The organism is Flavobacterium marginilacus (genome assembly GCF_026870155.1).
Lineage (GTDB): Bacteria > Bacteroidota > Bacteroidia > Flavobacteriales > Flavobacteriaceae > Flavobacterium > Flavobacterium marginilacus.
In genome coordinates, this window is the sequence record NZ_CP113975.1 from 5,157,177 (window position 1) to 5,179,910 (window position 22,734).

Annotated in this window: 23 protein-coding genes and 1 pseudogene; 10 read left to right on the top strand and 14 right to left on the bottom strand. The window is 33.6% G+C overall.

Features of this window, described 5'->3' with window-relative positions; all coding sequences use genetic code 11:
* The first annotated feature begins 31 nt into the window (after positions 1 to 31).
* The 3 genes from OZP07_RS21505 (at position 32) to OZP07_RS21515 (ending at position 2,856) form a co-directional block, all read left to right on the top strand.
* Positions 32 to 1,447 (top strand): sensor histidine kinase, encoded by a 1,416-nt coding sequence (locus OZP07_RS21505; RefSeq protein ID WP_281638495.1) that lies wholly within the window; start codon positions 32 to 34, stop codon positions 1,445 to 1,447.
* Between the two features lie 10 nt (positions 1,448 to 1,457).
* Positions 1,458 to 2,240, top strand: coding sequence for an enoyl-CoA hydratase/isomerase family protein (locus OZP07_RS21510; RefSeq protein ID WP_281636722.1), 783 nt, complete (start codon positions 1,458 to 1,460; stop codon positions 2,238 to 2,240).
* A 217-nt stretch (positions 2,241 to 2,457) separates the two neighbouring features.
* Positions 2,458 to 2,856 (top strand): hypothetical protein, encoded by a 399-nt coding sequence (locus OZP07_RS21515; RefSeq protein ID WP_281636723.1) that lies wholly within the window; start codon positions 2,458 to 2,460, stop codon positions 2,854 to 2,856.
* A 77-nt stretch (positions 2,857 to 2,933) separates the two neighbouring features.
* Here the strand turns inward: OZP07_RS21515 and OZP07_RS21520 are convergent, their stop codons facing one another.
* From OZP07_RS21520 to OZP07_RS21535, 4 genes are all read right to left on the bottom strand, one after another.
* Positions 2,934 to 3,389, bottom strand: coding sequence for a hypothetical protein (locus OZP07_RS21520; RefSeq protein WP_194642878.1), 456 nt, complete (start codon positions 3,387 to 3,389; stop codon positions 2,934 to 2,936).
* Between the two features lie 32 nt (positions 3,390 to 3,421).
* Entirely contained in the window at positions 3,422 to 4,075 is a 654-nt protein-coding gene (locus OZP07_RS21525) for an HD domain-containing protein (protein WP_194642880.1), read from the bottom strand.
* Between the two features lie 95 nt (positions 4,076 to 4,170).
* Positions 4,171 to 5,157: an acyl-ACP desaturase gene (locus OZP07_RS21530; RefSeq protein ID WP_194642882.1), complete on the bottom strand. Its 987-nt coding sequence runs from the start codon at positions 5,155 to 5,157 to the stop codon at positions 4,171 to 4,173.
* Positions 5,158 to 5,169: 12 nt separating this feature from the next.
* Positions 5,170 to 5,904 (bottom strand): lysophospholipid acyltransferase family protein, encoded by a 735-nt coding sequence (locus OZP07_RS21535; protein WP_194642884.1) that lies wholly within the window; start codon positions 5,902 to 5,904, stop codon positions 5,170 to 5,172.
* Positions 5,905 to 6,191: 287 nt separating this feature from the next.
* Between OZP07_RS21535 and OZP07_RS21540 the strand changes: the two genes are divergently transcribed.
* From OZP07_RS21540 to OZP07_RS21555, 4 genes are all read left to right on the top strand, one after another.
* Positions 6,192 to 6,617, top strand: a complete 426-nt coding sequence (locus OZP07_RS21540) for a hypothetical protein (RefSeq protein ID WP_281636724.1) — start codon at positions 6,192 to 6,194, stop codon at positions 6,615 to 6,617.
* A gap of 190 nt (positions 6,618 to 6,807) precedes the next feature.
* Positions 6,808 to 7,200 (top strand): ribonuclease P protein component, encoded by a 393-nt coding sequence (gene rnpA / locus OZP07_RS21545; protein WP_281636725.1) that lies wholly within the window; start codon positions 6,808 to 6,810, stop codon positions 7,198 to 7,200.
* A gap of 79 nt (positions 7,201 to 7,279) precedes the next feature.
* A complete protein-coding gene (locus OZP07_RS21550; protein WP_281636726.1) occupies positions 7,280 to 8,113 on the top strand; it encodes a DUF4349 domain-containing protein in 834 nt (277 codons plus the stop codon).
* Positions 8,114 to 8,115: 2 nt separating this feature from the next.
* Positions 8,116 to 9,753: a S41 family peptidase gene (locus OZP07_RS21555; RefSeq protein ID WP_281636727.1), complete on the top strand. Its 1,638-nt coding sequence runs from the start codon at positions 8,116 to 8,118 to the stop codon at positions 9,751 to 9,753.
* Here OZP07_RS21555 and OZP07_RS21560 read toward each other — a convergent pair.
* On the bottom strand, positions 9,750 to 10,313 hold the full coding sequence (locus OZP07_RS21560; protein WP_281636728.1) for a DUF4256 domain-containing protein: 564 nt from the start codon (positions 10,311 to 10,313) through the stop codon (positions 9,750 to 9,752). The genes OZP07_RS21555 and OZP07_RS21560 overlap by 4 nt on opposite strands.
* A gap of 266 nt (positions 10,314 to 10,579) precedes the next feature.
* Between OZP07_RS21560 and OZP07_RS21565 the strand changes: the two genes are divergently transcribed.
* The 3 genes and pseudogenes from OZP07_RS21565 to OZP07_RS21575 all read left to right on the top strand — a co-directional run bounded on the left by OZP07_RS21565 (position 10,580) and on the right by OZP07_RS21575 (position 14,758).
* On the top strand, positions 10,580 to 12,181 hold the full coding sequence (locus tag OZP07_RS21565; RefSeq protein ID WP_281636729.1) for a fumarate hydratase: 1,602 nt from the start codon (positions 10,580 to 10,582) through the stop codon (positions 12,179 to 12,181).
* Positions 12,182 to 12,243: 62 nt separating this feature from the next.
* Positions 12,244 to 12,987, top strand: a complete 744-nt coding sequence (locus tag OZP07_RS21570; protein ID WP_281636730.1) for a hypothetical protein — start codon at positions 12,244 to 12,246, stop codon at positions 12,985 to 12,987.
* 101 nt (positions 12,988 to 13,088) lie between these two features.
* Positions 13,089 to 14,758: pseudogene (locus OZP07_RS21575) on the top strand (IS1182 family transposase).
* 50 nt (positions 14,759 to 14,808) lie between these two features.
* Here the strand turns inward: OZP07_RS21575 and OZP07_RS21580 are convergent.
* From OZP07_RS21580 to OZP07_RS21620, 9 genes are all read right to left on the bottom strand, one after another.
* Positions 14,809 to 16,068, bottom strand: a complete 1,260-nt coding sequence (locus OZP07_RS21580) for an MFS transporter (RefSeq protein WP_281636731.1) — start codon at positions 16,066 to 16,068, stop codon at positions 14,809 to 14,811.
* Positions 16,069 to 16,133: 65 nt separating this feature from the next.
* Entirely contained in the window at positions 16,134 to 16,601 is a 468-nt protein-coding gene (locus OZP07_RS21585; protein WP_281636732.1) for a GNAT family N-acetyltransferase, read from the bottom strand.
* A 452-nt stretch (positions 16,602 to 17,053) separates the two neighbouring features.
* Positions 17,054 to 17,428 (bottom strand): hypothetical protein, encoded by a 375-nt coding sequence (locus OZP07_RS21590; RefSeq protein WP_194642900.1) that lies wholly within the window; start codon positions 17,426 to 17,428, stop codon positions 17,054 to 17,056.
* A 341-nt stretch (positions 17,429 to 17,769) separates the two neighbouring features.
* Complete coding sequence (locus OZP07_RS21595) at positions 17,770 to 18,282, bottom strand: hypothetical protein (protein ID WP_281636733.1); 513 nt, start codon at positions 18,280 to 18,282, stop codon at positions 17,770 to 17,772.
* Between the two features lie 6 nt (positions 18,283 to 18,288).
* Positions 18,289 to 18,987, bottom strand: a complete 699-nt coding sequence (locus OZP07_RS21600; RefSeq protein WP_194642904.1) for a pirin family protein — start codon at positions 18,985 to 18,987, stop codon at positions 18,289 to 18,291.
* A gap of 14 nt (positions 18,988 to 19,001) precedes the next feature.
* Positions 19,002 to 19,757 (bottom strand): dioxygenase family protein, encoded by a 756-nt coding sequence (locus tag OZP07_RS21605; RefSeq protein WP_281636734.1) that lies wholly within the window; start codon positions 19,755 to 19,757, stop codon positions 19,002 to 19,004.
* 132 nt (positions 19,758 to 19,889) lie between these two features.
* Positions 19,890 to 20,579, bottom strand: a complete 690-nt coding sequence (locus OZP07_RS21610) for a LytR/AlgR family response regulator transcription factor (RefSeq protein ID WP_281636735.1) — start codon at positions 20,577 to 20,579, stop codon at positions 19,890 to 19,892.
* Positions 20,576 to 21,691 carry a sensor histidine kinase gene (locus tag OZP07_RS21615; protein WP_281636736.1) on the bottom strand — a complete coding sequence of 372 codons (1,116 nt, stop codon included), beginning with the start codon at positions 21,689 to 21,691 and terminating at the stop codon, positions 20,576 to 20,578. Before OZP07_RS21615 ends, OZP07_RS21610 begins: the two co-directional genes overlap by 4 nt.
* A 341-nt stretch (positions 21,692 to 22,032) precedes the next feature.
* Entirely contained in the window at positions 22,033 to 22,692 is a 660-nt protein-coding gene (locus tag OZP07_RS21620; RefSeq protein WP_281636737.1) for a 3-oxoacid CoA-transferase subunit B, read from the bottom strand.
* Positions 22,693 to 22,734 lie beyond the last annotated feature (42 nt).

Genomic DNA, 22,734 nt, shown 5'->3' on the forward strand with positions numbered 1-22,734 from the left:
AATTTCATTACGTTTTAGAATCTTCATTTCGATGGTTATACTAATCATTGCTACCTCTCTTTTACTCATAACCATTTCCATTATTCAGTATAAAAATGTCGCCAAAAAGTACAATCAAAGGCGAATAGAAGGCATGGAAATGTATGTAAAAAAGCATATTGACTACATGCTTTCAACAACAGACTACCCGCTGACTGATGACAATATCAAGATAATTTTTAAGGACAAAATCCACGAAATATCAGATATTCAAAATGCTGAAATACAGATTTATTCCCTAAACGGAAACCTGATTAAATCATCCAAAGAATCATTTTCAGTAGAAAAATATTCACCAACAGTATCAAAATTCATCCTTCGGCTAGTTAATTCCTCAATTGACAAAAGATTTCTTGAAGTTAAAACCGTTAATGGAATCAAGTACAGATCTTCGTATAGTTTGATAAAAAACAAGAAGTTCAAACCCATAGCCATTTTAAAACTGCCAAATATTCCAGATGACGGCTATTATGAAAAAGAACTAAACAGCTTTTTGATCCGTTTGGTGCAGGTTTATTCGCTGATGATTGCAATTGCTTTTGGATTGGCTTACATATTATCATCATTTATCACCAAGCCGATTTACGATTTTGCCGAAAAATTACGAGAAACCAGCTTGAATCAGAAGAATGAAAAGATTCCGTTTTCGGCAAAGATTAAAGAAATCAACATGCTATTAATCGCCTACAATAGAATGACCGAAGAACTGGAAAGAAATGCTATAGTTCTCGCGCAGAACGAACGCGATCTGGCCTGGAGAGAAATGGCGAAACAAGTTGCTCACGAAATCAAGAATCCGCTTACGCCAATGCGACTTACAATTCAGAGTTTTCAGCGAAAATTTAATCCAGAAGAACCTAGTATCAGACAAAAACTAAATGACTTTTCCGAATCGCTAATTCAGCAGATTGATACGATGAGCTCGGTAGCATCTGCCTTTTCAGATTTTGCGTCTATGCCTGCCCAGCAAAACGAACTGCTGAATGTGGTCGAAGTGGTAGAACTGACTTTGGATATCTTTCATGAAGATTATATTGTTTTTGAATGCACTGAAAAAGAGATTATTTCAAAAATTGACAGGACTCAGCTCATTCGAATCATTACAAATTTGGTTAAAAATGCCATTCAGGCCATCCCTTGTGATCAGGAAACCAAAATGATATTGGTTACCATTAAAAAAGAGAACAATCAGGTTATCATTGTTATAAAAGATAACGGAACAGGTATAAATCCAGAACATATTGACAATATTTTTGAACCCAAATTCACTACCAAAAACAGCGGAATGGGTCTTGGTCTTGGAATTATAAAAAACATCATCGAAAATTACAGCGGAACAATAACATTTGAAACTAAATACGGAAGAGGAACCATTTTTACGGTAACTCTGCCCATCATAAACTCTTAACTACAAAAAAATGAACTACGAGAATCTTTCAATCACAATCGAAAAAGGTATTGCAACTGTTGTAATCAATAGACCGGCCAAATTAAATGCGTTGAATATCGCAACTATAAATGACTTGCATAAAGCCATTAAAGTATTGGGAAAAAACAAGGAAATTCAAGTTATTATACTCACCGGAAGCGGAGATAAAGCATTTGTTGCCGGTGCCGATATTTCAGAATTTGCACATTTCACTATAGAAGAAGGAGCTCAGCTGGCTTTTCAGGGACAAGAACTGCTTTTTAATTATATCGAAAATTTAAAAACTCCTGTCATTGCTGCGGTGAATGGTTTTGCCTTGGGAGGCGGATTAGAACTGGCCATGGCTTGTCATATCAGAGTAGCTTCGGACAATGCCAAAATGGGACTTCCGGAAGTTTCACTTGGTGTTATTCCCGGTTATGGAGGAACACAGCGTTTACCGCAGTTAGTGGGCAAAGGCCGTGCGATGGAAATGATAATGACTGCCGGGATGATTACTGCCGATGAAGCCAAACAGTATGGGTTAGTAAATCACGTAGTTCCTCAAGCTGAATTAATTGAATTTGCTGCTTCTATAGCGCAAAAAATCATGAATAATTCTCCTTTTGCTATCGGCAGAGCGATAAAAGCTGTCAATGCTAATTTTACTGAAGGCAAAAACGGATACGAAACGGAGATAAAAAACTTCGGGCGCTGTTTCGGAACTGAAGATTTCAATGAAGGAACAAAGGCATTTTTAGAGAAAAGAAAGCCCGTTTTTAAAGGAAAATAATTAAAAAGCTGGCAGTGTTTAGTAATTAGTGCACAGTTTACGTTAGTCGCCTCAAATATCAAATTATTATATTTTTTTGATATTGTAATATCATATTATTATATTTTTCAAATAATCCTAAAAGAATTTTTTGGGATTATTTGCTTTAAAAAAGTGAGAATCATAAAGACATAACTTAATTTTGTGCTTTCATTATAAAAAATAAAAACGAATAGATATGTCCTTCCAGCCTGTATTTGCCAAATTTTGGGAAAAAGTAAAAGAAAGCATTGCTGATAAAACCTTTGCCAAATTAACTTTGGCCAAAACCATTGGTGATACCGATTTGAAAAATATTTATGTTCGTCCTGTTTTATTGGAAAATGACGAGTTCAAGCTTTCGATTATTGCCCGATACAAGACTGAAGAAACAGAGAGCTTTCATTCGCTGGAAGAAGCTTTTTTTGTACTGGCTCCCTTTATGAATAATCCATTTTTGTCGGCAATATTATTCACCACAGAAAATGATATTACTTTTAAACTCAATAAAAAAAGAACAGGAACAATTACTGAGCTGGCACCGACTTTTAAAAATGCTTCGGATGTGATTCTGGAGATGAAAGAGAAGGGAATTTAGAGGGTAGTGTTCAGTATTCAGTTGGCAGAATTTAGATTGCAGTCAACACTAAAATTGATAAAAATGCCATTTACTGATTAGATATTAATAGCTTGCATTCTAATGTTTTTTAAAATAAAATTCGTCCAATTTTTATCATTATCTGAAATTATTATAGTTTTAAAGTCATGTCTTTCACCTTCCATTTCAACTCCTTTTGAGTCATCTACGTGAATATCTATTCCAAATTTTGAAGGCAGTTTTGAAATGGTTTTGCTTTTTTCGCCTAAAACTTTTATATGCTTCTGCTGGTTAATTATGCCATCAACTGAAATTCCATAAATAAAAAACATCAGCCGAATTTTACTCACACTTCTGAAAGATGTAGTGTAAATATAAATCTCATGATTTTCAGATTTCAGCTTTTTAAATAAATCAATTGTTCCTAAACGAATTCTTTCAAAACTAAAAAATTGATGAAAAAAAGTATCTTTTTCCAATGGAAATTTGGTCTTAGAAATTAATGTGTCATCAAGATCAAAAGATATTTTCATTTTTAGACATTTTTAATTCTGCATTCTAACATCTACAATTCCCCATCCCATTCTGCGTAAAACTGCGACAAAAATCCCTGCATATATTCATGTCTTTTTTGGGCAATTTCTTTACCTGTCTGGGTATTCATTTTGTCTTTTAGCAATAACAGCTTTTCATAGAAATGATTAATTGTCGGTGCCTGACTGTTTTTGTATTCTTCTTTGGTCATACTCAAATTAGGGGAAATTTGAGGATTATACATCGCTCTGTTCTTGAATCCGCCGTAGTTGAAAGCTCTGGCAATTCCAATGGCTCCAATTGCATCCAAACGATCCGCATCCTGAACGATATCCAGCTCGATAGACGAGAATGTCTTTTCGTTATTTCCGCCCTTAAAAGAGATGTTATCTATAATCTGGACAATATGTTTGATTGTATCTTCTGAAGCACCTTCTTTTTCTAAAAACTCACGAGCAGCTTTTGGCCCAACAGTTTCATCACCGCCATGAAATTTACTGTCGGCAATATCATGGAGCAATGCGCCAAGTTTAACGACTGTTTCATCGCAGGTTTCACCGCTGGCAATTAACAGCGCATTTTTATACACGCGCTGAATATGAAACCAATCATGACCTCCTTCGGCATTTTCTAATTTTTCTTTTACAAAAAGAATCGTTTTATTTATTAAATCGGGATTACTCATAGCTGTCCGCATTTATAAAAAAAGCTGACTTTTAAAGTATAAACCTCAAAAATCAGCAATTTCAAATTTTAAATCGTTAATCAAAAATCTGCAATCTACAATCTTGCGGGTTCTACCCATTTAAATTGAAATGATTCAGTCGGGATTACTAATCTTTCAGAAATTTTAGCCATTCTTGCTGGCAGTTTCATTAAGTAATCACGGGCTTTTTCGGCTTCATCAGTTAAACTTCCAATTTTGTCGATTTCCCACTTTTCGATTAATTTCTGCATAATATCAACATAATCACTTGCGGTGTAAACACCAATTCGCTGTGCTGAGTCAGAAAAATGTACAAATGCAGAGCTAATTTTCTCTCCAGATTCTCTCAGGAAGTGAGCAGGCATAACGATTTTTTGCTTCATCATGTATTGAAAAGCCAGCATCATTTCGCTTGGATCTACTTTAAAAATTTCGGTAACAAAATGGCTATACGCATGGTGGTGGCGCATTTCGTCACCAGCAATCATCTTGCACATTTTGGATAATTTCTTATCTCCATAACTTTTGGCCAATTGCGACACACGGTTATGAGAAATATAAGTCGCTAACTCCTGAAAACTAGTGTAAACGAAATTTTTATATGGATCTCTTCCAGTTCCAATATCAAAACCATCGTTAATTAAATGCTGAGTAGTCATTTCGATTTCGCGCATGTTCACACGGCCTGACAAATACAGGTATTTATTCAATAAGTCACCGTGACGGTTCTCTTCTCCAGTCCATTCACGAACCCATTTTGACCAGCCGTTTCTGCCTTCATTATCAACTCCTTCTACTTCCATCAGCCAGTTTTCGTAAGTTGGCAGTGCTTCTTCGGTAATCATATCTCCAACCATAGCGACCCAAAAATCATAAGGAAGATCTTTGGAAATTTCTCTAAGTTCTTTTACTTCTTCAAGGAAATTATCGCTTTCGGAGTTGGGCAAAAAGTCAGAAGGCTGCCAAATCTTTTCTACAGGTATTAGGTATTGATCCACAAAACTGTCAACCTTGTTTTCCAGAAACTGCATTACTTCCAGACGAATGTTTTTTATAGACATTATATATAATTATTAAATTTTTATTCCGTTTACAATTGCCGACTCGGTTTTTTCCATGATCTCTTTAAACTCAAAATCTTTTACTGCAAATGCTTCGTGCACTACAAAGGTAATATGATTTCCCAAACCATAGGGGAAAGTTCCATATTTTACGAGTTTCCATGAATTATTGATACTTATGGGAACTATATATGCCGATGGTGCATTTTTGCATAATATTTTCAAACCTGTTTCTGCAAATTCCTTTGGTTTTCCGTCTTTACTGCGGGTTCCTTCTGGAAAAATAACTGCTGATCGAGTATGCTTTTCTATATACTCAGCTATTTTTTTGATCTCTGGTATCGCTTGTTTTGGGTTTTTCCTGTCTATAACTACTGATCCGCCGTGTCTCAGATTATAGGAAACACTTGGAATTCCTTTTGCCAATTCTTTTTTACTTACAAATTTTGGATGAAATCTTCTCAGATACCAAATCGACATAATAATGTCGTACAAACTCTGATGATTGGCTACAAAAATAATAGGCACTCCTTTCGGGATGCTTTCCCTGTTTTCAAAAGTAAAAGTTGTTCCTAGAAGTATAACGATTTTCAGCAGTACAAAATTGAGATAATCGACACTTTTTTTATGCGCCTGATAACCAAATATGTTCAGACAAATCCATTGAATTGGGTGAAATACCACCAAAGTCAACAATACCAATATTAAAACAATAAAAGATAAGGGATACGAAATTAACTTCTGCATACTATTAAATTTAGTGCAAAAGTAAGAAATATATTTTTAGTCTATTTACAACTATTCCAGTTAATAAATAAAAATATATCTGTTTGTAAAACAATAATTTAATTAAAATAAAATAAAAAAACCGTGCAAAATTATTAAATTAAGTAAATTTTAAATTTCAAATTATGAATACACAAATGTCCAAGCAATAATGCTCTGAAAATTATTTTTTAAATAAATATAAAATTATTTTTTAAGTTTGAAATGAAAAACACTGTATTTTTTACAATAACCCCAAATTATTTAAAATGAAAAACACAAGACAAAAATTAATCTTTACAATTGCTCTTTCATTAATTTTTATGATCGGAGCATCAAATTCTTTATTCGCTCAAAAACGTTTAGAGTCAAACAAATTTCTAATTTTAATTGAAACTACAAACGACAGTATTAAGCTTACTTCTCGACTTGGCTGTTCTTTTAATGAACTTAAATTCACATTAAAAACTGACGACAAAAAAAGTGTTGACCAACACGGTATCAATCCTGCAGAAAAAAATAGTACAACAAAAACCGGTCCTCTTGCTAACTTTCTTTTTACAATTAAGAAAACAGAAGATGGACTTAGTTTTGAAGGAATAAAAGGAACTTCTTATAAAGAATTCAACTTTAGCTGTACTCAGGGCAAATGTCACCTATTAATTGACCAAAATGGCTTAGTTGAATTACATTAGAAAGTATTTTAAAAAACGATTATTTATTTTAAAGGTTTGGCTTTTTTGTTAAAGCCGAACCTCTTTTTTTACAATTTTATCAAAATTAATAAATAAATCTCCTTTTACTGGTCAATTTTAAACTATAACAATTATTCAATTTAGGGTTTAATTGTACCTTTGCCTGCTATAACAGTGCTTATTTTTTAAAATGAACTTCACTTACCCCAAAAACGAAAAACTAAAAAGCAAAATTACCATTGGTTTATTGTTTACCGAAGGAAAATCGGTGGCTAAATATCCGTTGCGGTTGGTTTATAATACAGGAACTTTTGGCGAAGGCGAAAAAATAAAAATAGGTGTTTCGGTTTCTAAAAAATATTTCAAAAAAGCAGTAGACCGTAATTATTTCAAAAGAGTACTGCGGGAAACTTACAGACTCAACAAACATTTACTTTTGGACAATCTGGATCAGCCGTATTCTTTTATGCTTTTTTACCAATGCAAGGACCGTTTGACTTTTGAAGAAATCAATACTAAAACAGTCCAATTGTTTGAAAAATTTGCACTGGAGATAAAAAAGGAAGAAGAGCAATCCAAATAAACATCCATTTCATAGAGCAATTCCACTGCTTAGTTGTAATCTAAATTAATTTTGTATTTTTAAAATAAATTATCCTCCCATGAAATCAAAATTAATAATTGCTCTTTTATTTTTTGCTGCTTTAAGCTGCAAAAAAGCTGATGCAGAAGCCTCAGCTTCCGAAGATTTAAAAGTAATGACTGTAAAATTACCTCCAAAAGTAAAGTCTGTCAATTCAGAAGCTTATTCTGAATCACCAAATGAAAATGATAAAGTCATTGAGAAAAAAATAATCAGAACTGGCAATCTTAGATTTCAAACCGATAATCTGGAAACTACCTATGAACAGATAAAAAATGCTGTAAAAAAAGGAAAAGCCTTTATACAGAACGATAGTCAGGGAAAAGAATATGCTTCCGTTTACAGACGAATAACAGTTCGTATTCCTAGCGAAAATTTTGACACTTTCGTAAAAGACATTTCTAATGGAGTAGACTATTTTGACAATAAAGAGATTAATTCACAGGATGTAACAGAAGAATACATCGATATTGATGCCCGATTAAAAGCCAAAAAGAAACTTGAAAACAGGTATCTTGAACTTTTGGCAAAGGCCAACAAAATGTCTGAAATGCTGGCGATTGAAGCACAGCTTTCTGCTATCAGAGAAGAAATTGAGGCAAAAGAAGGACAATTAAGATACATGCAAAGCCTGGTCTCGTTGAGCACTGTCACAATAGAATTCTATAAAACAATTGCCGAAGAAAGCGGTGTTACCATTTCTTATGGAGCCAAAATTTGGAACTCAATCAAATCTGGTTTTTATGGTATTTCAAGCTTCTTTTTGTGGTTACTGGAAATTTGGCCTTTCATTATTTTAGCAGCTGCACTATTTTATTTTATAAGAAAACGATTCAAGAAAAAAAACATATAATCATGCGTACCCTTTTCCAAAAAAAAATCATTATTCCAGTTATTGCATCCGCATTTTTGTTTGTGGGGGTAAGCTTCAAAGACGACTATTTTGAGATTGCCAAACAATTGGAAATTTTCACGACGCTGTTCAAAGAATTGAATAAAAATTATGTCGACGAAACAACTCCCGCCGAGCTGATGAACAACGCCGTTAAAGGAATGCTGAGTTCTCTTGATCCTTATACTGTATATTTTAATGAGCAGGAAGTACTTAAGTTTAAAATCAATAATACCGGCGAGTATACCGGAATTGGTGCATTAATCACTCGTGAAAACGACAAACTGATTTTAAAAGAACCGTATAAAAATTTCCCAGCCGACAAAGCGGGACTCAAAGCTGGTGACGAAATCATTCAGATTGGCGATACGCCTTTGGCCGATTTTAAAGATGATGCTTCACAGCTTTTTAAAGGATCGAAAAACACAAAAATTGACGTTAAATACATTCGTCAGGGAAAACCCTATTCGGCTGTAATTGTATTAGATGAAGTTGAAATCAAATCGGTTCCCTATTTTGCCAAAATTGATGACAAAACGGGTTATATTGTTTTGGCTCATTTCAACAGAAAAGCTTCAAATGAAACTAGAGACGCATTAGAACAATTAAAAAGACAAGGAGCCGAAAGAATCGTTTTGGATTTAAGAGGAAATCCAGGCGGATTATTAAATGAAGCAGTAAATATCTGTAACCTTTTTGTGCCTAGAAATGAAGTTATTGTAACCACTAAATCCAAAATTGAAAAACACAACAACACTTATAAAACCTCGCAGGAACCTGTGGATACGACGATTCCTTTAGTGATTTTAGTAAACGGCCGAAGCGCTTCTGCCTCTGAAATTGTTTCAGGAGCGCTACAGGATTTAGATCGTGCTGTTGTTTTGGGAAGCCGCAGTTTTGGAAAAGGGCTGGTGCAACGACCGGTTGAGTTAACGTATGGAACGCAGCTCAAAGTTACAATTTCGCGTTATTACACTCCTTCCGGCAGGTGCATTCAGGCTTTGGATTATGCACATAAAGACAAAAATGGTGCAGCAACCCGAACGGATTCCAAAAACTATAACGCTTTTAAAACCCGAAAAGGAAGAACGGTTTATGATGGTGGCGGCATTTTGCCGGACATCGAAATGGAAGAAACCAAAACAAGCCCGATCGCTAATGCTTTATTGAAAAATGACGGTATTTTTGATTATGCAACCAAATATTATTACAAAAATCCAAATCTAGGAACTAAAATTCCAGTAATCTCTGATGCTGATTATGCCGATTTCAAACAATATTTAAAAGCACAAAAATTCAATTTTGATACAGAAACCGAAATCGCTTTGAAAAACACTTTGGCTTCCGCCAAAAAAGAAAAACTGGATGAAGCTATTACGATGGAATACCAGCAGCTTCTTACTGCGCTTCAAAAATCGGAGAATGCTTTATTGGATAAAAATCAGAAGGAAATCAAAGGATTGCTGCTGGACGAAATCATCAAACGCTATCAATATCAGGAAGGACTTTATGATTATTACATCAAAAACAATCCTGAAATTAAAAAAGCGGTTACTATTTTGAATACCACCGCTGAGTATAATTCGATTTTGAAAATCTAAACTCTTAACGAACCTCTAAATCCTCTTGCGGCATAATAGGAATCGGCACCATTGTGATATACAAATACTGTTCCATATCTAAAATCGCAGAAAAGAGCTCCGCCAAGTTTTCTGATGTTCGCTGGTGTTACAATCCAGCTGGAGGTTTTGCTGTCAAACTTTCCCAGTTTTTGCAAGTCACGATATTGATCTTCGGACAAGAGTTCAATGCCCATTGCTGATGCTGCGTCGATAGCGGTGTCTTTAGGTTTGTTTTCTTTTCTTTTGTCAAGCGCTTCACGGTCATAGCAGAAACTTCTTCTTCCTGACGGACTTTCTACGGAACAATCGACGAAAATATATTCGTCACTTTTACTGTCATAACCCACTACATCTGGTTCTCCGCCAGTTGTTTCCATTTCATTAATAGACCATAATTTTTCAGGATTGGCGTCTAATTTTGCTTGTATGTTTTTCCATTCAAGACCTTTGTGTCGGTCCGAATGTTTTTCAAAACGGGTTTTTAATATTTGAAGCAATTCGGTACTTTTTTCCTGTGAAAGTTTTTTTTGGATTCCCATTCTAGTCAGATTATTATTAAACAGGTGTTTTTTATTATAGCTATTTAGCAATCATGCAAGTATTTGCTTATTTAAATAAAATAGCGTTTTCGTAAAATTACAAAAAAAGTCTATCTAGCGAACGATTTAATTAGCCACGGATGGTATGGATAAAACAGACAATCAATCTTAATTTTTTTAATAATTTCTTTACCGAACGTGATATAAATCAGTTAGGAATCTTTCAACAATTCTTATATTTGGCAATCTTTAAAAAAAACAAACTTATGGACTTTATATACCAGGATCCTTATCCTATTTTGAAAGACGATACCCAATACCGTAAAATCACTTCTGATTTTGTAAAAGTAGAACAATTAGGAGAACGTGAAATCCTTACTGTTGACCCAAAAGGATTGGAATTATTGGCGCAGGAAGCGTTGAAAGATGTTTCGTTTATGCTTCGTACTTCGCATTTGGAAAAATTAAGAGCCATTCTTGACGATCCGGAAGCAACCGATAATGACCGCTTTGTCGCTTATAATTTATTACAGAATGCAGTTGTTGCCATCGACGGTGAATTGCCTTCTTGCCAGGACACCGGAACAGCAATTGTAATGGCCAAAAAAGGAGAAAATGTATATACGGGAGCCGATGATGCAGAATGGCTCTCTAAAGGGATTTTTAATACGTATCAGGAAAGAAACCTTCGTTATTCCCAAATTGTGCCAATCTCAATGTTTGAGGAAAAAAATTCGGGATCGAATCTTCCTGCGCAGATTGATATTTATGCCAAAAAAGGAGCTTCGTATGAGTTTTTGTTTTTGGCAAAAGGAGGAGGTTCTGCGAACAAAACCTATTTGTACCAGCAGACAAAATCGTTGTTGAATGAAAAATCTTTGGATGCTTTCATTCGTGCCAAAATAATGGATTTAGGAACTTCGGCCTGTCCGCCGTATCACTTGGCTTTAGTGATTGGAGGAACTTCTGCGGAAGCGAACTTATCAGCAGTAAAAAAAGCATCTGCAGGTTATTTTGATAATTTACCTACTTCAGGAAATATGGCAGGTCAGGCTTTCCGTGACCTGGAATGGGAAAAAAGAGTACAGTTAATCTGTCAGCAAAGTGCCATTGGAGCGCAATTTGGCGGAAAATATTTCACGCATGATGTTCGTGTAATCCGTTTGCCTCGCCACGCCGCTTCCTGCCCGGTTGGATTGGGAGTTTCTTGTTCGGCTGATAGAAATATCAAAGGAAAAATTACCAAAGACGGTATTTTTGTAGAACAATTGGAAGTAAATCCAAAACGCTTATTGCCAGAAACGCCGCCACATTTGGAAGAAGCAGTTGAAATTGACTTGAACCAGCCGATGGCCGATATTCTTAAGAAATTATCGCAATACCCAATCAAAACCCGCTTGAAACTAAACGGAACTTTGATCGTTGCCCGTGATATTGCGCATGCTAAAATCAAAGAATTACTGGATGCTGGTAAACCTATGCCAGAATACTTTAAAAACCACCCAATCTATTACGCCGGGCCAGCAAAAACTCCGGAAGGAATGGCTTCGGGAAGTTTTGGACCAACCACTGCAGGTCGTATGGACGTGTATGTAGAAGAGTTCCAAAAGAACGGAGGAAGCATGGTGATGCTTGCCAAAGGAAACAGAACTAAAGATGTGATGAATGCCTGTAAAACTTACGGCGGATTCTATTTGGGTTCTATCGGAGGGCCGGCAGCAATCTTGGCCAAAGAAAACATTCTTTCGGTTGAAGTAGTGGATTTTGAGGAATTAGGAATGGAAGCCGTTCGTAAGATTACGATTAAAGATTTCCCTGCTTTTATTATTACCGATGATAAAGGGAATGATTTCTTTTCTAATTTGTAATATTTTTAATATAAAAAAGAACTCGATAAAAGTCTAAATTTTAAATTTGACTAAAATAAAACATGAAAACTGTCATTAGTTACCATCCTATATCTGAGAAAGAAATTCATAATTGGTATTACAATATGGATTTTTCTTTAATTTCTGATGATGTAAATTATTCAATGATAAAAACAGCTCGTGCTGAAAAAATGGATGATGAGTCTTTGAAAAAGTACATCAAAACGATGAAACAAGCGGTAAAAACAGATTCTAATGCTGTTTTTGATAGCACGCATGGTTTTTTTATAGCTACAATTCAAAATTATTTTAGGCAGTCGTTTATTGTAAATGTTTCATTTTCTAGATTGATAGAGCAAAAAGAGTATTTTAAAGAATATACAAAACCTTGGGAAGAGATTTTAGAAAAAGCAGGCGATTTTACCTTTTTAAATAGTCTAACTACTGATACACCTTCATCAGGTATTTATATTCCTTTAGAAAAAGTTGTCGAATTACTCAAAGATTACAATGGGAATTTGATTGTAAAAAAAGATATAGATGATTTTTTTGGACAAAGTAATGCAAAAGCATTTATTGAATCATTAAATTATGCCAAAGAAAATAATACAGGTTTATTAGAAGCTAATGGTATTTTAAAACTTGAATTATCAATAGAAAATGACAAAAATGAGACTCTAAGTAAACCAACAAAAGCTATTGATGAATCACAAGGGTTAAAAGACGATCCCAAAAGTGAAGTTGCAGCCGAAAAAGAAAACAAAGAAAAAAAATCTCTTTTTAGTCGTGTTTTCGGTAGTAAATAGAATCTAAAATATTTCAAGAGGCTGTCCAAAAAGTAAGGACAGCCTTTTTTTTGCTGTTTTTAATCTAAAATAGTATCTTAGAGTTGCACAAAAAACGAGCAATGGCTAAAGTAATATTTAAATCGCAATCGATCAATACACCGGAACTTTTTCCGATAAATATTTTTGATAAAATTTCAGAAAACCACCCTGTCCGCTTAGTGGACAAGGTCGTCAATTCATTGGATATAAGCCATATACTTAAAAAATATAAAGGAGGAGGGACCTCGGCTTATCATCCCAGAATGATGCTTAAAGTTTTGTTTTACAGCTATTTGAGCAACACTTATTCCTGCCGAAAAATAGCAAAAGCACTCACCGAGAACATTCATTTTATGTTTATTTCAGGCAACTCAACCCCTGATTTTAGAACCATCAACGATTTTAGAGGAAAGGTTCTAAAAGAAAACATCAAAGATTTATTTGCAGAAGTAGTCAAAATGCTTGTGGAAATGGGCTATGTCAGTCTGGATATCCAATACATCGATGGAACAAAAATTGAAGCCAAATCCAACAAATACACCTTTGTCTGGCGGGGTTCTATAGAGAAATACAAAGAAAAACTCGAAGTAAAAATCAACAGCATCTTATCCGATATCGAAAACAGTATTTTATCAGATAATCAAGAAGTCAACAAGGAAGAATTACCAAAAAAATAAACTCGGAAGAGCTGAAAGAAAAATTATCAGAACTCAATAAAAAACTCAAAGAGCCCAACAAGAAGATAACCAAAGAGCTTGAAAAGCTTCAGGAAGAGCACCTGCCAAAGCTTGAAAAATACGAAAAAGATTTAGTGATTTTAGGCAATAGAAACTCCTACAGCAAAACAGATCCTGACGCTACCTTTATGAGAATGAAGGAAGACCATATGAAAAACGGACAGTTAAAACCTGCATACAATCCTCAGATTTCTACTGAAAATCAATTCATTACCAATGTAACCATTCATCAGACACCTAACGACACTACGACTTTAAAATCCCATCTGGAGGAATTTGAAAAAATGTATCAAAAACAAAGCAAAACAGTTGTAGCCGATGCTGGTTATGGAAGCGAAGAAAACTACGAAATGCTTGAAAATAAAGATATAACGGCCTATGTAAAGTATAATTATTTTCACAAAGAACAGAAGAAAAAAATGAAGGACAATCCGTTTCTTGTCCAGAATTTGTTCTACAATATACAGCAGGATTTTTATGTGTGTCCAATGGGACAAAGAATGGAAAACATTGGCAGTGGAAAACGGACATCGGCCAACGGATACGAATCACAAGTATCTTATTATCAAGCAAAAAGATGTGATGGATGTCCACTTAGAAGTTTGTGCCATAAAGCCAAAGGAAACAGAACAATAGAAGTAAACCACCGCCTGAACCAATTAAGGGCTCAGGCCAAAGAGCTGCTCATGAGCGAAAAAGGACTCGAACACCGAAGCAAACGCCCAATAGAAGTTGAAGCAGTATTCGGACAGCTAAAAAACAACAATAAATTCAGCCGGTTTACTTTCACAAGCATCGAAAAAGTGGAAATGGAATTTCTATTGATGGCTATCGGGCATAATTTCAGAAAAATGATAGCAAAGAACAATGATGCGTCGAAAACTCATCTAAAAATCTCCTTCAGAGTTCTAAATAGAGCTATAAAAGTCGAAATTCACTTTTTAAATACTGTAACAGAATATTTTTTCATTAATCAACCAACCCAAAATCGATTCCTGAAATTTGCAGCATAAAAAAAGCTGTCCTTTTCGGACAGCCTCTTGTTTTAATAAATTATACCCAATCATTTAGAATCAGCAAAAAGAGACTGTACAATTTTTCCCTTTAAGATTTCCTTTTCCTTTTTTACGATATAAACTAAACGATAAGCAATAACAAAACCAATTAAACCAAGAGCAGACAAGAAAATCCAATTTGCTTTATAACCATAATTTCCAATAATTTCCATTCCTGTTTTTGTGCTTATTATCTGAGCGATACTATAACTCATGGTAAAGACTGCCATGAATTTGCCTTCGTGATTTTTTAAAGATCTTTTTTTAACAAAGGAGTTTGCAAACGGAAAAGTAAACATCATACCTACTGTCATTAAAAGCATCATCAGAATTAGTGTGAAAACATTTCCTTCAATCAGCAGAAACAAATACGCCACAGACATTGCTAAAACACCATAACTAACGACCATTAGTTTGTTGATTTTATTTGTTTCAACATATTTTACAATTGGCAGCTCAAAAAGTAAAATTAAAACACCATTCAATGCCAAAAACAAAGCTCCTTGGAAACTTGAAAAATTAAAAACTTCTTTATAGTACAGAGATAAAGTTGTAAATATTTGAAAAAACAAAATGCCTGTTATCAGTGTTACTAAAAGATGAATTAAAAATGGTTTATCATCAAAAACGGAATTAGTATCTTTTAAATGTTTAAATACTTTTAATTTATAAGGTAATTTCTTTTCTTTAATATAGATGTAAAATATTAAAATGCTAAGCATACAGGTTAAACCATCTATATAAAAAAGAAAATTATAATCTAAAACAGTTATTATTATTCCGCCAATAACAGGGCCAAACATAAAACCTAGATTAACCGCAGAACGCACTAAAGATAATGCTCTTGTTCTATTCTCTTTAGTAGCATAAGTGTCTAATGAAACTAACATGGCGGGTCTATACATATCTGACACCGTAGTTAAAAGTAAAACTCCGAAGCAAAAACTATAAAAAGTAGTTAAAAACTGCAAAAGAATAAAGAGAATTCCAGTAGTAAATAAACTAAAAATCATCACCTTATAAAAACCTATTTTATCAGACAATTTTCCGCTGATCCAAGTTCCTATAAAAGATCCAACTCCAAAAAAAACCATCACCCAGCCAATTTGGCTATAGGTAAAATGGAGTTCTTCTAACATGTATTTAGACAAAAACGGTACAACCATTGCACCACATCTATTAATAAAAGTTGCTATTGCTAAAATCTTAACTTCTAAAGAAAAATCTCTAAAATGCTGCAAATAATTGGAAAGTAATTTTTTTATCATTGTGTAATAATTTGGGGGAGATATTTTTTTTACTGTATTTAATAAACTGTATCTAAAATTGAAGATTATGGATTCATTTTTATCTCATAATAATAATAATTTGAAATAAAATTCATGCGATTAAAGCCGAAACTTTCATATAGTTGATGTGCAGGATAATTTTCGATATCCGTATTTAAAGAGATATGATCTACTTTAGTCCGTCTAGCATAGTCAATACATTTCATCATAATTTCTTTTGCTATATGTTTTCTTCTAAATTCAGGTTTAACATATAAATACGATATATGCCAATTGTATTTTATTGCAGATAACACATTTACTTTATAATGCAAAACCAGGAATGCGATAGGAATTCCATTTTGTTTTTTTACAAAAATCTTAGCTTTATTTCTATCTAATTTGTGTTTTATAGATACTATTGCGTTTTCTAAATCAAGCAATTGTTCATCAATTAATTTAGATTCATAAATTATATCAACTACTGTATGAAAATCGTTAGATTTTATTTCTTCTATTTCTCCAATATCCATCAAGAACTGTGTTGCGTTAAAATTATATACGTATTAAATAGATTAATGGTTTTCTTTATTCAAAAAAATTTTCCAAAAAATCGAGTATTATATTCATGTAATGAAATTTATTCCTAAACAGCATATTTATTAGGAATGCTGAATGAAAAATTATCTCATACCAAACGAAAATATATAATAATACAATCTGTACTCTTTCGACTCCTGAGAAGACAGGGGGTGAGGATAAATTTAACCAGCTGTTTTATATTAGTGTTTGGGTTCAAATAGTTAAAAAGACATAACTAAATGAGAGAAATAAGTTGAATATAAAAATCAAAAAATAGCGAGCTGTTACAATTAACAACTCGCTATAAGTTTTTCTAATAATTATCAAAAAAATATTTATTTAGTAGTATTTTTTTTGATTTTAGGTGGTAAAACTTTTGAAGATAATTTTATAAAAACAGCTTTTACAATTTTTCTGCAATTTCTTTTTTGTATTTATTCAATAGCGCTTTGGTCATACCTAAATTTGCTTTAGATGAATCAACTGCTAGATAAATAAAATATTCGTTGTTTGCTGAAATATCAATGATGTGTATTTGATTCGTTAGCGTAATCATGATATCATCGATAGATTCGTTTAATCCTAAAGCACTAATTGCGTTTAGTTTCGCTTTTACAACTTCAAGATTAAATGCTGAAGCTAATTCTGGATCAAAACTTGGTACTGAAGTATCGCTGTAATAAGAGATACCGCTTTTAATTTCAGATACTGCTACTGCTATGTATCCAGGAATATTTTTTTTTACTTCTTCTCCAAATTGTTTTAAAAAATCTGACATGGTGGTATTTTTTTTAAAATTGTTATATGCAAAAATAAAGTATAATATTTGCAATAGTTGTATATACAATAAAATATAAATATTAAACAAATGTTAAATAAGGAATAAATGCTTATTTTGGGAATTAGTTGATTTATTAATAACAAAAAGAGATTAAAATTATATTTTTAGATATTAAAAACAATATAAACCCATAAGGATTAAGAACATAGTTCATTTTTTTTTCTTAAAATATCAATTAATTATTTAATGTTATGTATCAAAATATTTCTAAAAAAATAAAAAAGGATTATTTTAAATTGTTTAAATAATGCTATTCAAACAATTTAAAACTAATTAATTTATAAAGGATTATTTTTTTCATAATAACAAATCGACAAATGTGGCTGAACAGGAAACATCAAAGTTTCCAGTCCATTGACGGACTCACAATTTTTTGAAACCAAATAATTGCCTTCAACAATACCTATTAATGTTAAAAAAGGGGAATAGAAAGTAATACCGATTTTGTGTTTTGACGGATCAGTAATGTCTGTATTGATAATATCCAACTGATAATTCACAAAAGGTAAATAGTTATTTCCTAACACATCAGTGATGCGGTGAAGATTACCTTTTAACTGTTTAACATAACCCTCTGCAGCAATGCCAACCAAATAATGCAGCTGTACTGCTTTTTCATTTTCCGACAATAATTCTCTAAAAGTGTTTTTGGGATTTTCTTTCGAGTTAAACTGCTGATGCTGCATTAAATATTCTTTGAACGTATCTTCCCATACATATTTATCCCAAAGAAATACCGAACTGCTGTCAATCTCAATCCGGTAAGCCAATCGTATTTTAGCTTTATCCATAATGGTTTATAAATTTTCTATTGGCACTTCAAACAATAACAAAACTGCATTCTCTGAGAGAGCTTCCCATTCAACAGTTTCTATTTTTTTAAGACTCAAACCATCTTTTGCCTGCAGTAATCTGTTTTCAACTTCAAATGCACCACTGATTACAAAAACAAATAGGCCGTTCAAATTATTTTTCAACGTATAAAATCCTTCTTTTCTTCCATCATAAATACCGATGAAACCCATAGTGTCTGCAAACTCAAAAAGGAGATTCATTTTATTCCTTTCTGAAAAATCAAAATCAATTCTATCGGCATTTAAACAAAAACCAGCTGATTTAGCCGAAAACCAAATTTCCAAATAACTCACAGTTTCTGATGCATAGGGATTAGAAACCTCAAAGGACATTCCTTTTTGTGCCGAAATGTGCTTTATTTGTTCAATTCTGATAAAATCTTCATTACCCGTGTTGTCTTTATAATCAATGCCACCAAACAAAGGCAGAAGAATCACCTCTGTATCAATATCAATGAATGTGAATGTTTTTTTCGAAGGTTCTAATAGCACTTCATTTAAAACTTTCAAAGTACCAAACGGTTTTCTGGACCAATCATGATACGTCTCAAAATTGAAAACCGACAGCCTTTGAAAAGCATCCGATTTAGAAATACCTCGTAAATCGGATTTAAAAATTTGGGCTGGAGTTTGCTTGATCATTTTTCTATAAGTGATTAACCGGCAACGTTTATCGTATGCGTCAACACAAAACCATCGGCAACACTTCCTGTAATTGTCGACATTTCATTGGCAACACTGTCAGAAAACACATTGTCTGAAGCATTATAGGTATAACCCGATAATCCTTTTGTATATCCATTGGCGGTAGATGCGTTGACCAATGCCACAGCACTTCCTGAGCCTTCTGGAAAAGCAATTTGAGTAACCAGTAACGAAGTTCCCGAAGCGTTGTAAATATGTACGTGAATGTGAGTAGCTCTACTGGTGTACCAGCCTGGAAAAATTGATTTGAAACTTACTAGCCCATTAGCATTGGTTGTTTGTCTGCCTCTTAAGAAATGAACACTTGTAAAGTCGGCAGACTGCATTGTAGTTCCTCCATATTCAGAATAATAACCGTCTTTGTCGCAATGCCAAATATCGACAATTGCTCCAGCCAATGCTGCACAGCTGGCATTGGTGTTTTTGATAGTGATATTGATGGTGAATCCAACTCCTGTTCTATCACTAACAATATTTGCTGTGACTAATGAAGAAGGTGATTTGGTTGGAAACGGACCTGCTGTTTCTGATGCGGTAACAGAACAGCTTCCAGTAGAAGAACTTCCTCCTGTATCTGTTGCCTGAGTTGTATCGGATGAAGCAGAAACCGCATCATCATCTTTACTGCATGCGTTAATTATTGGAACAATGGCCAAAGACCCCAATCCTGCTAAACCTAATCCTCTTAAAAAATCTTTTCTTTCCATGCTAAATACAATTTTAAGGTTACTGCTGTAAAAGTATTTAAACACTTAAATGTACTAAAATTTATGAGGTAATGTCATGATTTTAAGAGGTAAATAAGATAATAGTATCCTTTTTTAACTGCAAATGCTAAATTACTGTTGATTGAGCAAGGCAAAAAAGGTAGCCTCATAACTCGCACTTACTGGAATTTCTTCGTCATTTATGTAAATTATTTTGCTTCTCACTTTTTCTATTTTAGAGATGGAAACAATAAAAGAACGGTGTACTCTAATAAATTCAGACTCTGGCAGTTTTTGCAGCAATGCTTTCATGGTCATTCTGGCGACAATTGTTTTTTGGTTTTGAATATGAATTTTGAGATAATCATCCAGTCCTTCTATAAATAAAATATCCGAAAGCAGAATTTTTATCAGACTGTAATCCGCACGGATAAAAAGATACTGCTGTTCTGAACTCTGATTTTGTGATTTCCATTGGGAGTATGCTTTTTCAACAGCCTGCTCAAAACGTACAAATGAAATAGGTTTCAGCAGATAATCAGTGGCACTCAATGTAAATCCTTCTACAGCATATTCTGAATAAGCGGTGGTGAATATCACCATTGTTTTTCTAGGCAGTTTTTTATAGAAATCAATACCAGAAATAGCAGGCATGTTAATATCCAAAAACAATAAATCAACAGGGTATTTTTTCAGATATTTGAGAGCATCCTCTGATTTTGTAAATGTTTTTTCTAAATCGATAAAATCAATTTTACCACAAAAATTTTGCAAAACCTCAAGTGCAGGCGGTTCGTCATCAAGAGCAATCGCTTTTATCATTCTACTTTTAAAGTTAAAGTTACTTGATATGTTTTTGAATTATCATCAATTACCAAAACATGATTATTGGGATACAAATGTGTGAGTCTTTCGATTGTATTCTGCAGTCCAATGCCGCTATCCGTTTGTTTGGACTGTACTTTATTATTAGAAACAAATAAAGTCAGATACTCGCCAACAATGTTAATCCGGATACAAATTACAGAATCTTCATTTGGATTTACACCGTGTTTGAAAGCATTTTCAATAAATGAAATTAAAATAAGCGGTGTAACAGCCTTACCAAATAGATTTCCTTCCATTGTATAATCAACAGTCACAGTATTTCCCAGACGGGTCTTTTGCAATTGTATATAATTACTGATGTAATTAATTTCTTTGTCTAATGCGATAACATCATCATTAGCATTTGTAATGATATACCTCATCAATTCGGATAACTGTACCACAGCATCGGCAGTTTTATCGTCTTTTTTTATCGCCAATGAATAAATACTGTTCAAGGTATTAAATAAAAAATGCGGATTTATCTGTGCTTTCAAAAATGACAGTTCCGATTTCATTTTATCTTCTTCTACCTTTTGAAGACGGATTTTTATAGCAATGAATAAACTGGAAACAACACCAATCAAGTAAACTAAAATAGTATGGCTGTACTGTGTTGGCGGTCCTCCAAAATGTGCTTTGCCGTTTGACTCTGGGTGAGGAAATTTATTCGGAAACAAACCATTCGGGTGCTTAAATTCTCCATGTTTTGGTGGATGCATTTCTCCTGAGGGAAATGGTTTACCAGATCTAAAATCAAGGAAATTGCGGTCAGGAGTATCAAAAACTGTAGAAATCCAAAGAAAAAACAATAGAAACAACACCAAAATTACTGCATACCGAATTTGTTTTTCGTTGAAATAAACCTTTGGAATTAAAACATAAAAATTGAAATAGAAAAAAAGCAGCAATAAGAAATAAATAAAAAAATAAATTCTGTCATGCGGATTACTTGCCAGTTTTGGCAGACTAAAAATACTCCCGGAAGCTGTAAAAGCATACGGCAAAAACAGAAATATGAAGCACAGACAAAAGTGCATTACATAAAAGGAGATATTTTTTTTCATAATCAGATTAATTTCTCAAAAGTATGATTATTAACCTTTCGAATAAAATTATTGCGGTAGAAATGATAATTACTGCGGTTACTTTCAGAGAAACTGCATAAACAAAAAAAGCAACTCTGTCGAGTTGCCATAAAGGTATCAAGTCTTAAGTATTTAAGTTCTACAGAAGTTGATTTTTGAGGAAAAATCGAATTCAGCACCATATCACCTGTATCCAAATTATATGCTAATTTATAGACTAAAATACAAAAAATCCAGTATTCCAAGCGATTATAAACGAATCCTCTTTTATAAGTTCTGTCATAAAAACAATTTATAAGAATTATTTTTTACTGAAAATGTTAATTAATTATCATTTCCGGAATATCACCTTCTACAATCAAGCTGGCTTCAGTCGAGGCGACAATATGTTCGACTGTAACTCCTGGTGCACGTTCAAGCAGTTTAAACCCTTGGGATGTGATTTCTAAAACAGCCAATTCGGTTACTACTTTTTTTACACAGCCTACGCCTGTTAATGGCAGGGTGCATTTTTTTAATATTTTGGATTCTCCTGCTTTGTTGACATGCATCATTGCTACAATAATATTTTCAGCCGAAGCAACTAAATCCATCGCTCCTCCCATTCCTTTAACCATTTTGCCTGGGATTTTCCAGTTGGCTATATCGCCGTTCTCTGAAACCTCCATGGCACCTAGAATGGTTAAATCAACATGCTTTCCGCGGATCATTCCAAAACTGGTGGCGGAATCAAAGAAGGAAGCTCCGGGTAAAGTGGTAATCGTTTGTTTTCCCGCATTGATAATATCAGCATCTTCATCTCCTTCAAAAGGGAACTGCCCCATGCCGAGAACACCATTTTCGCTTTGAAATTCGACATCAATTCCTTTTGGTATATAATTTGCCACCAAAGTCGGAATACCTATTCCGAGATTCACGAAATAACGGTCTTTCAATTCCTGTGCAATTCGTTTTGCAATTCCTATTTTATCTAATGCCATTTGTTAATGTGTTAATTAGAAAATTAGATAATGTATTGCCTA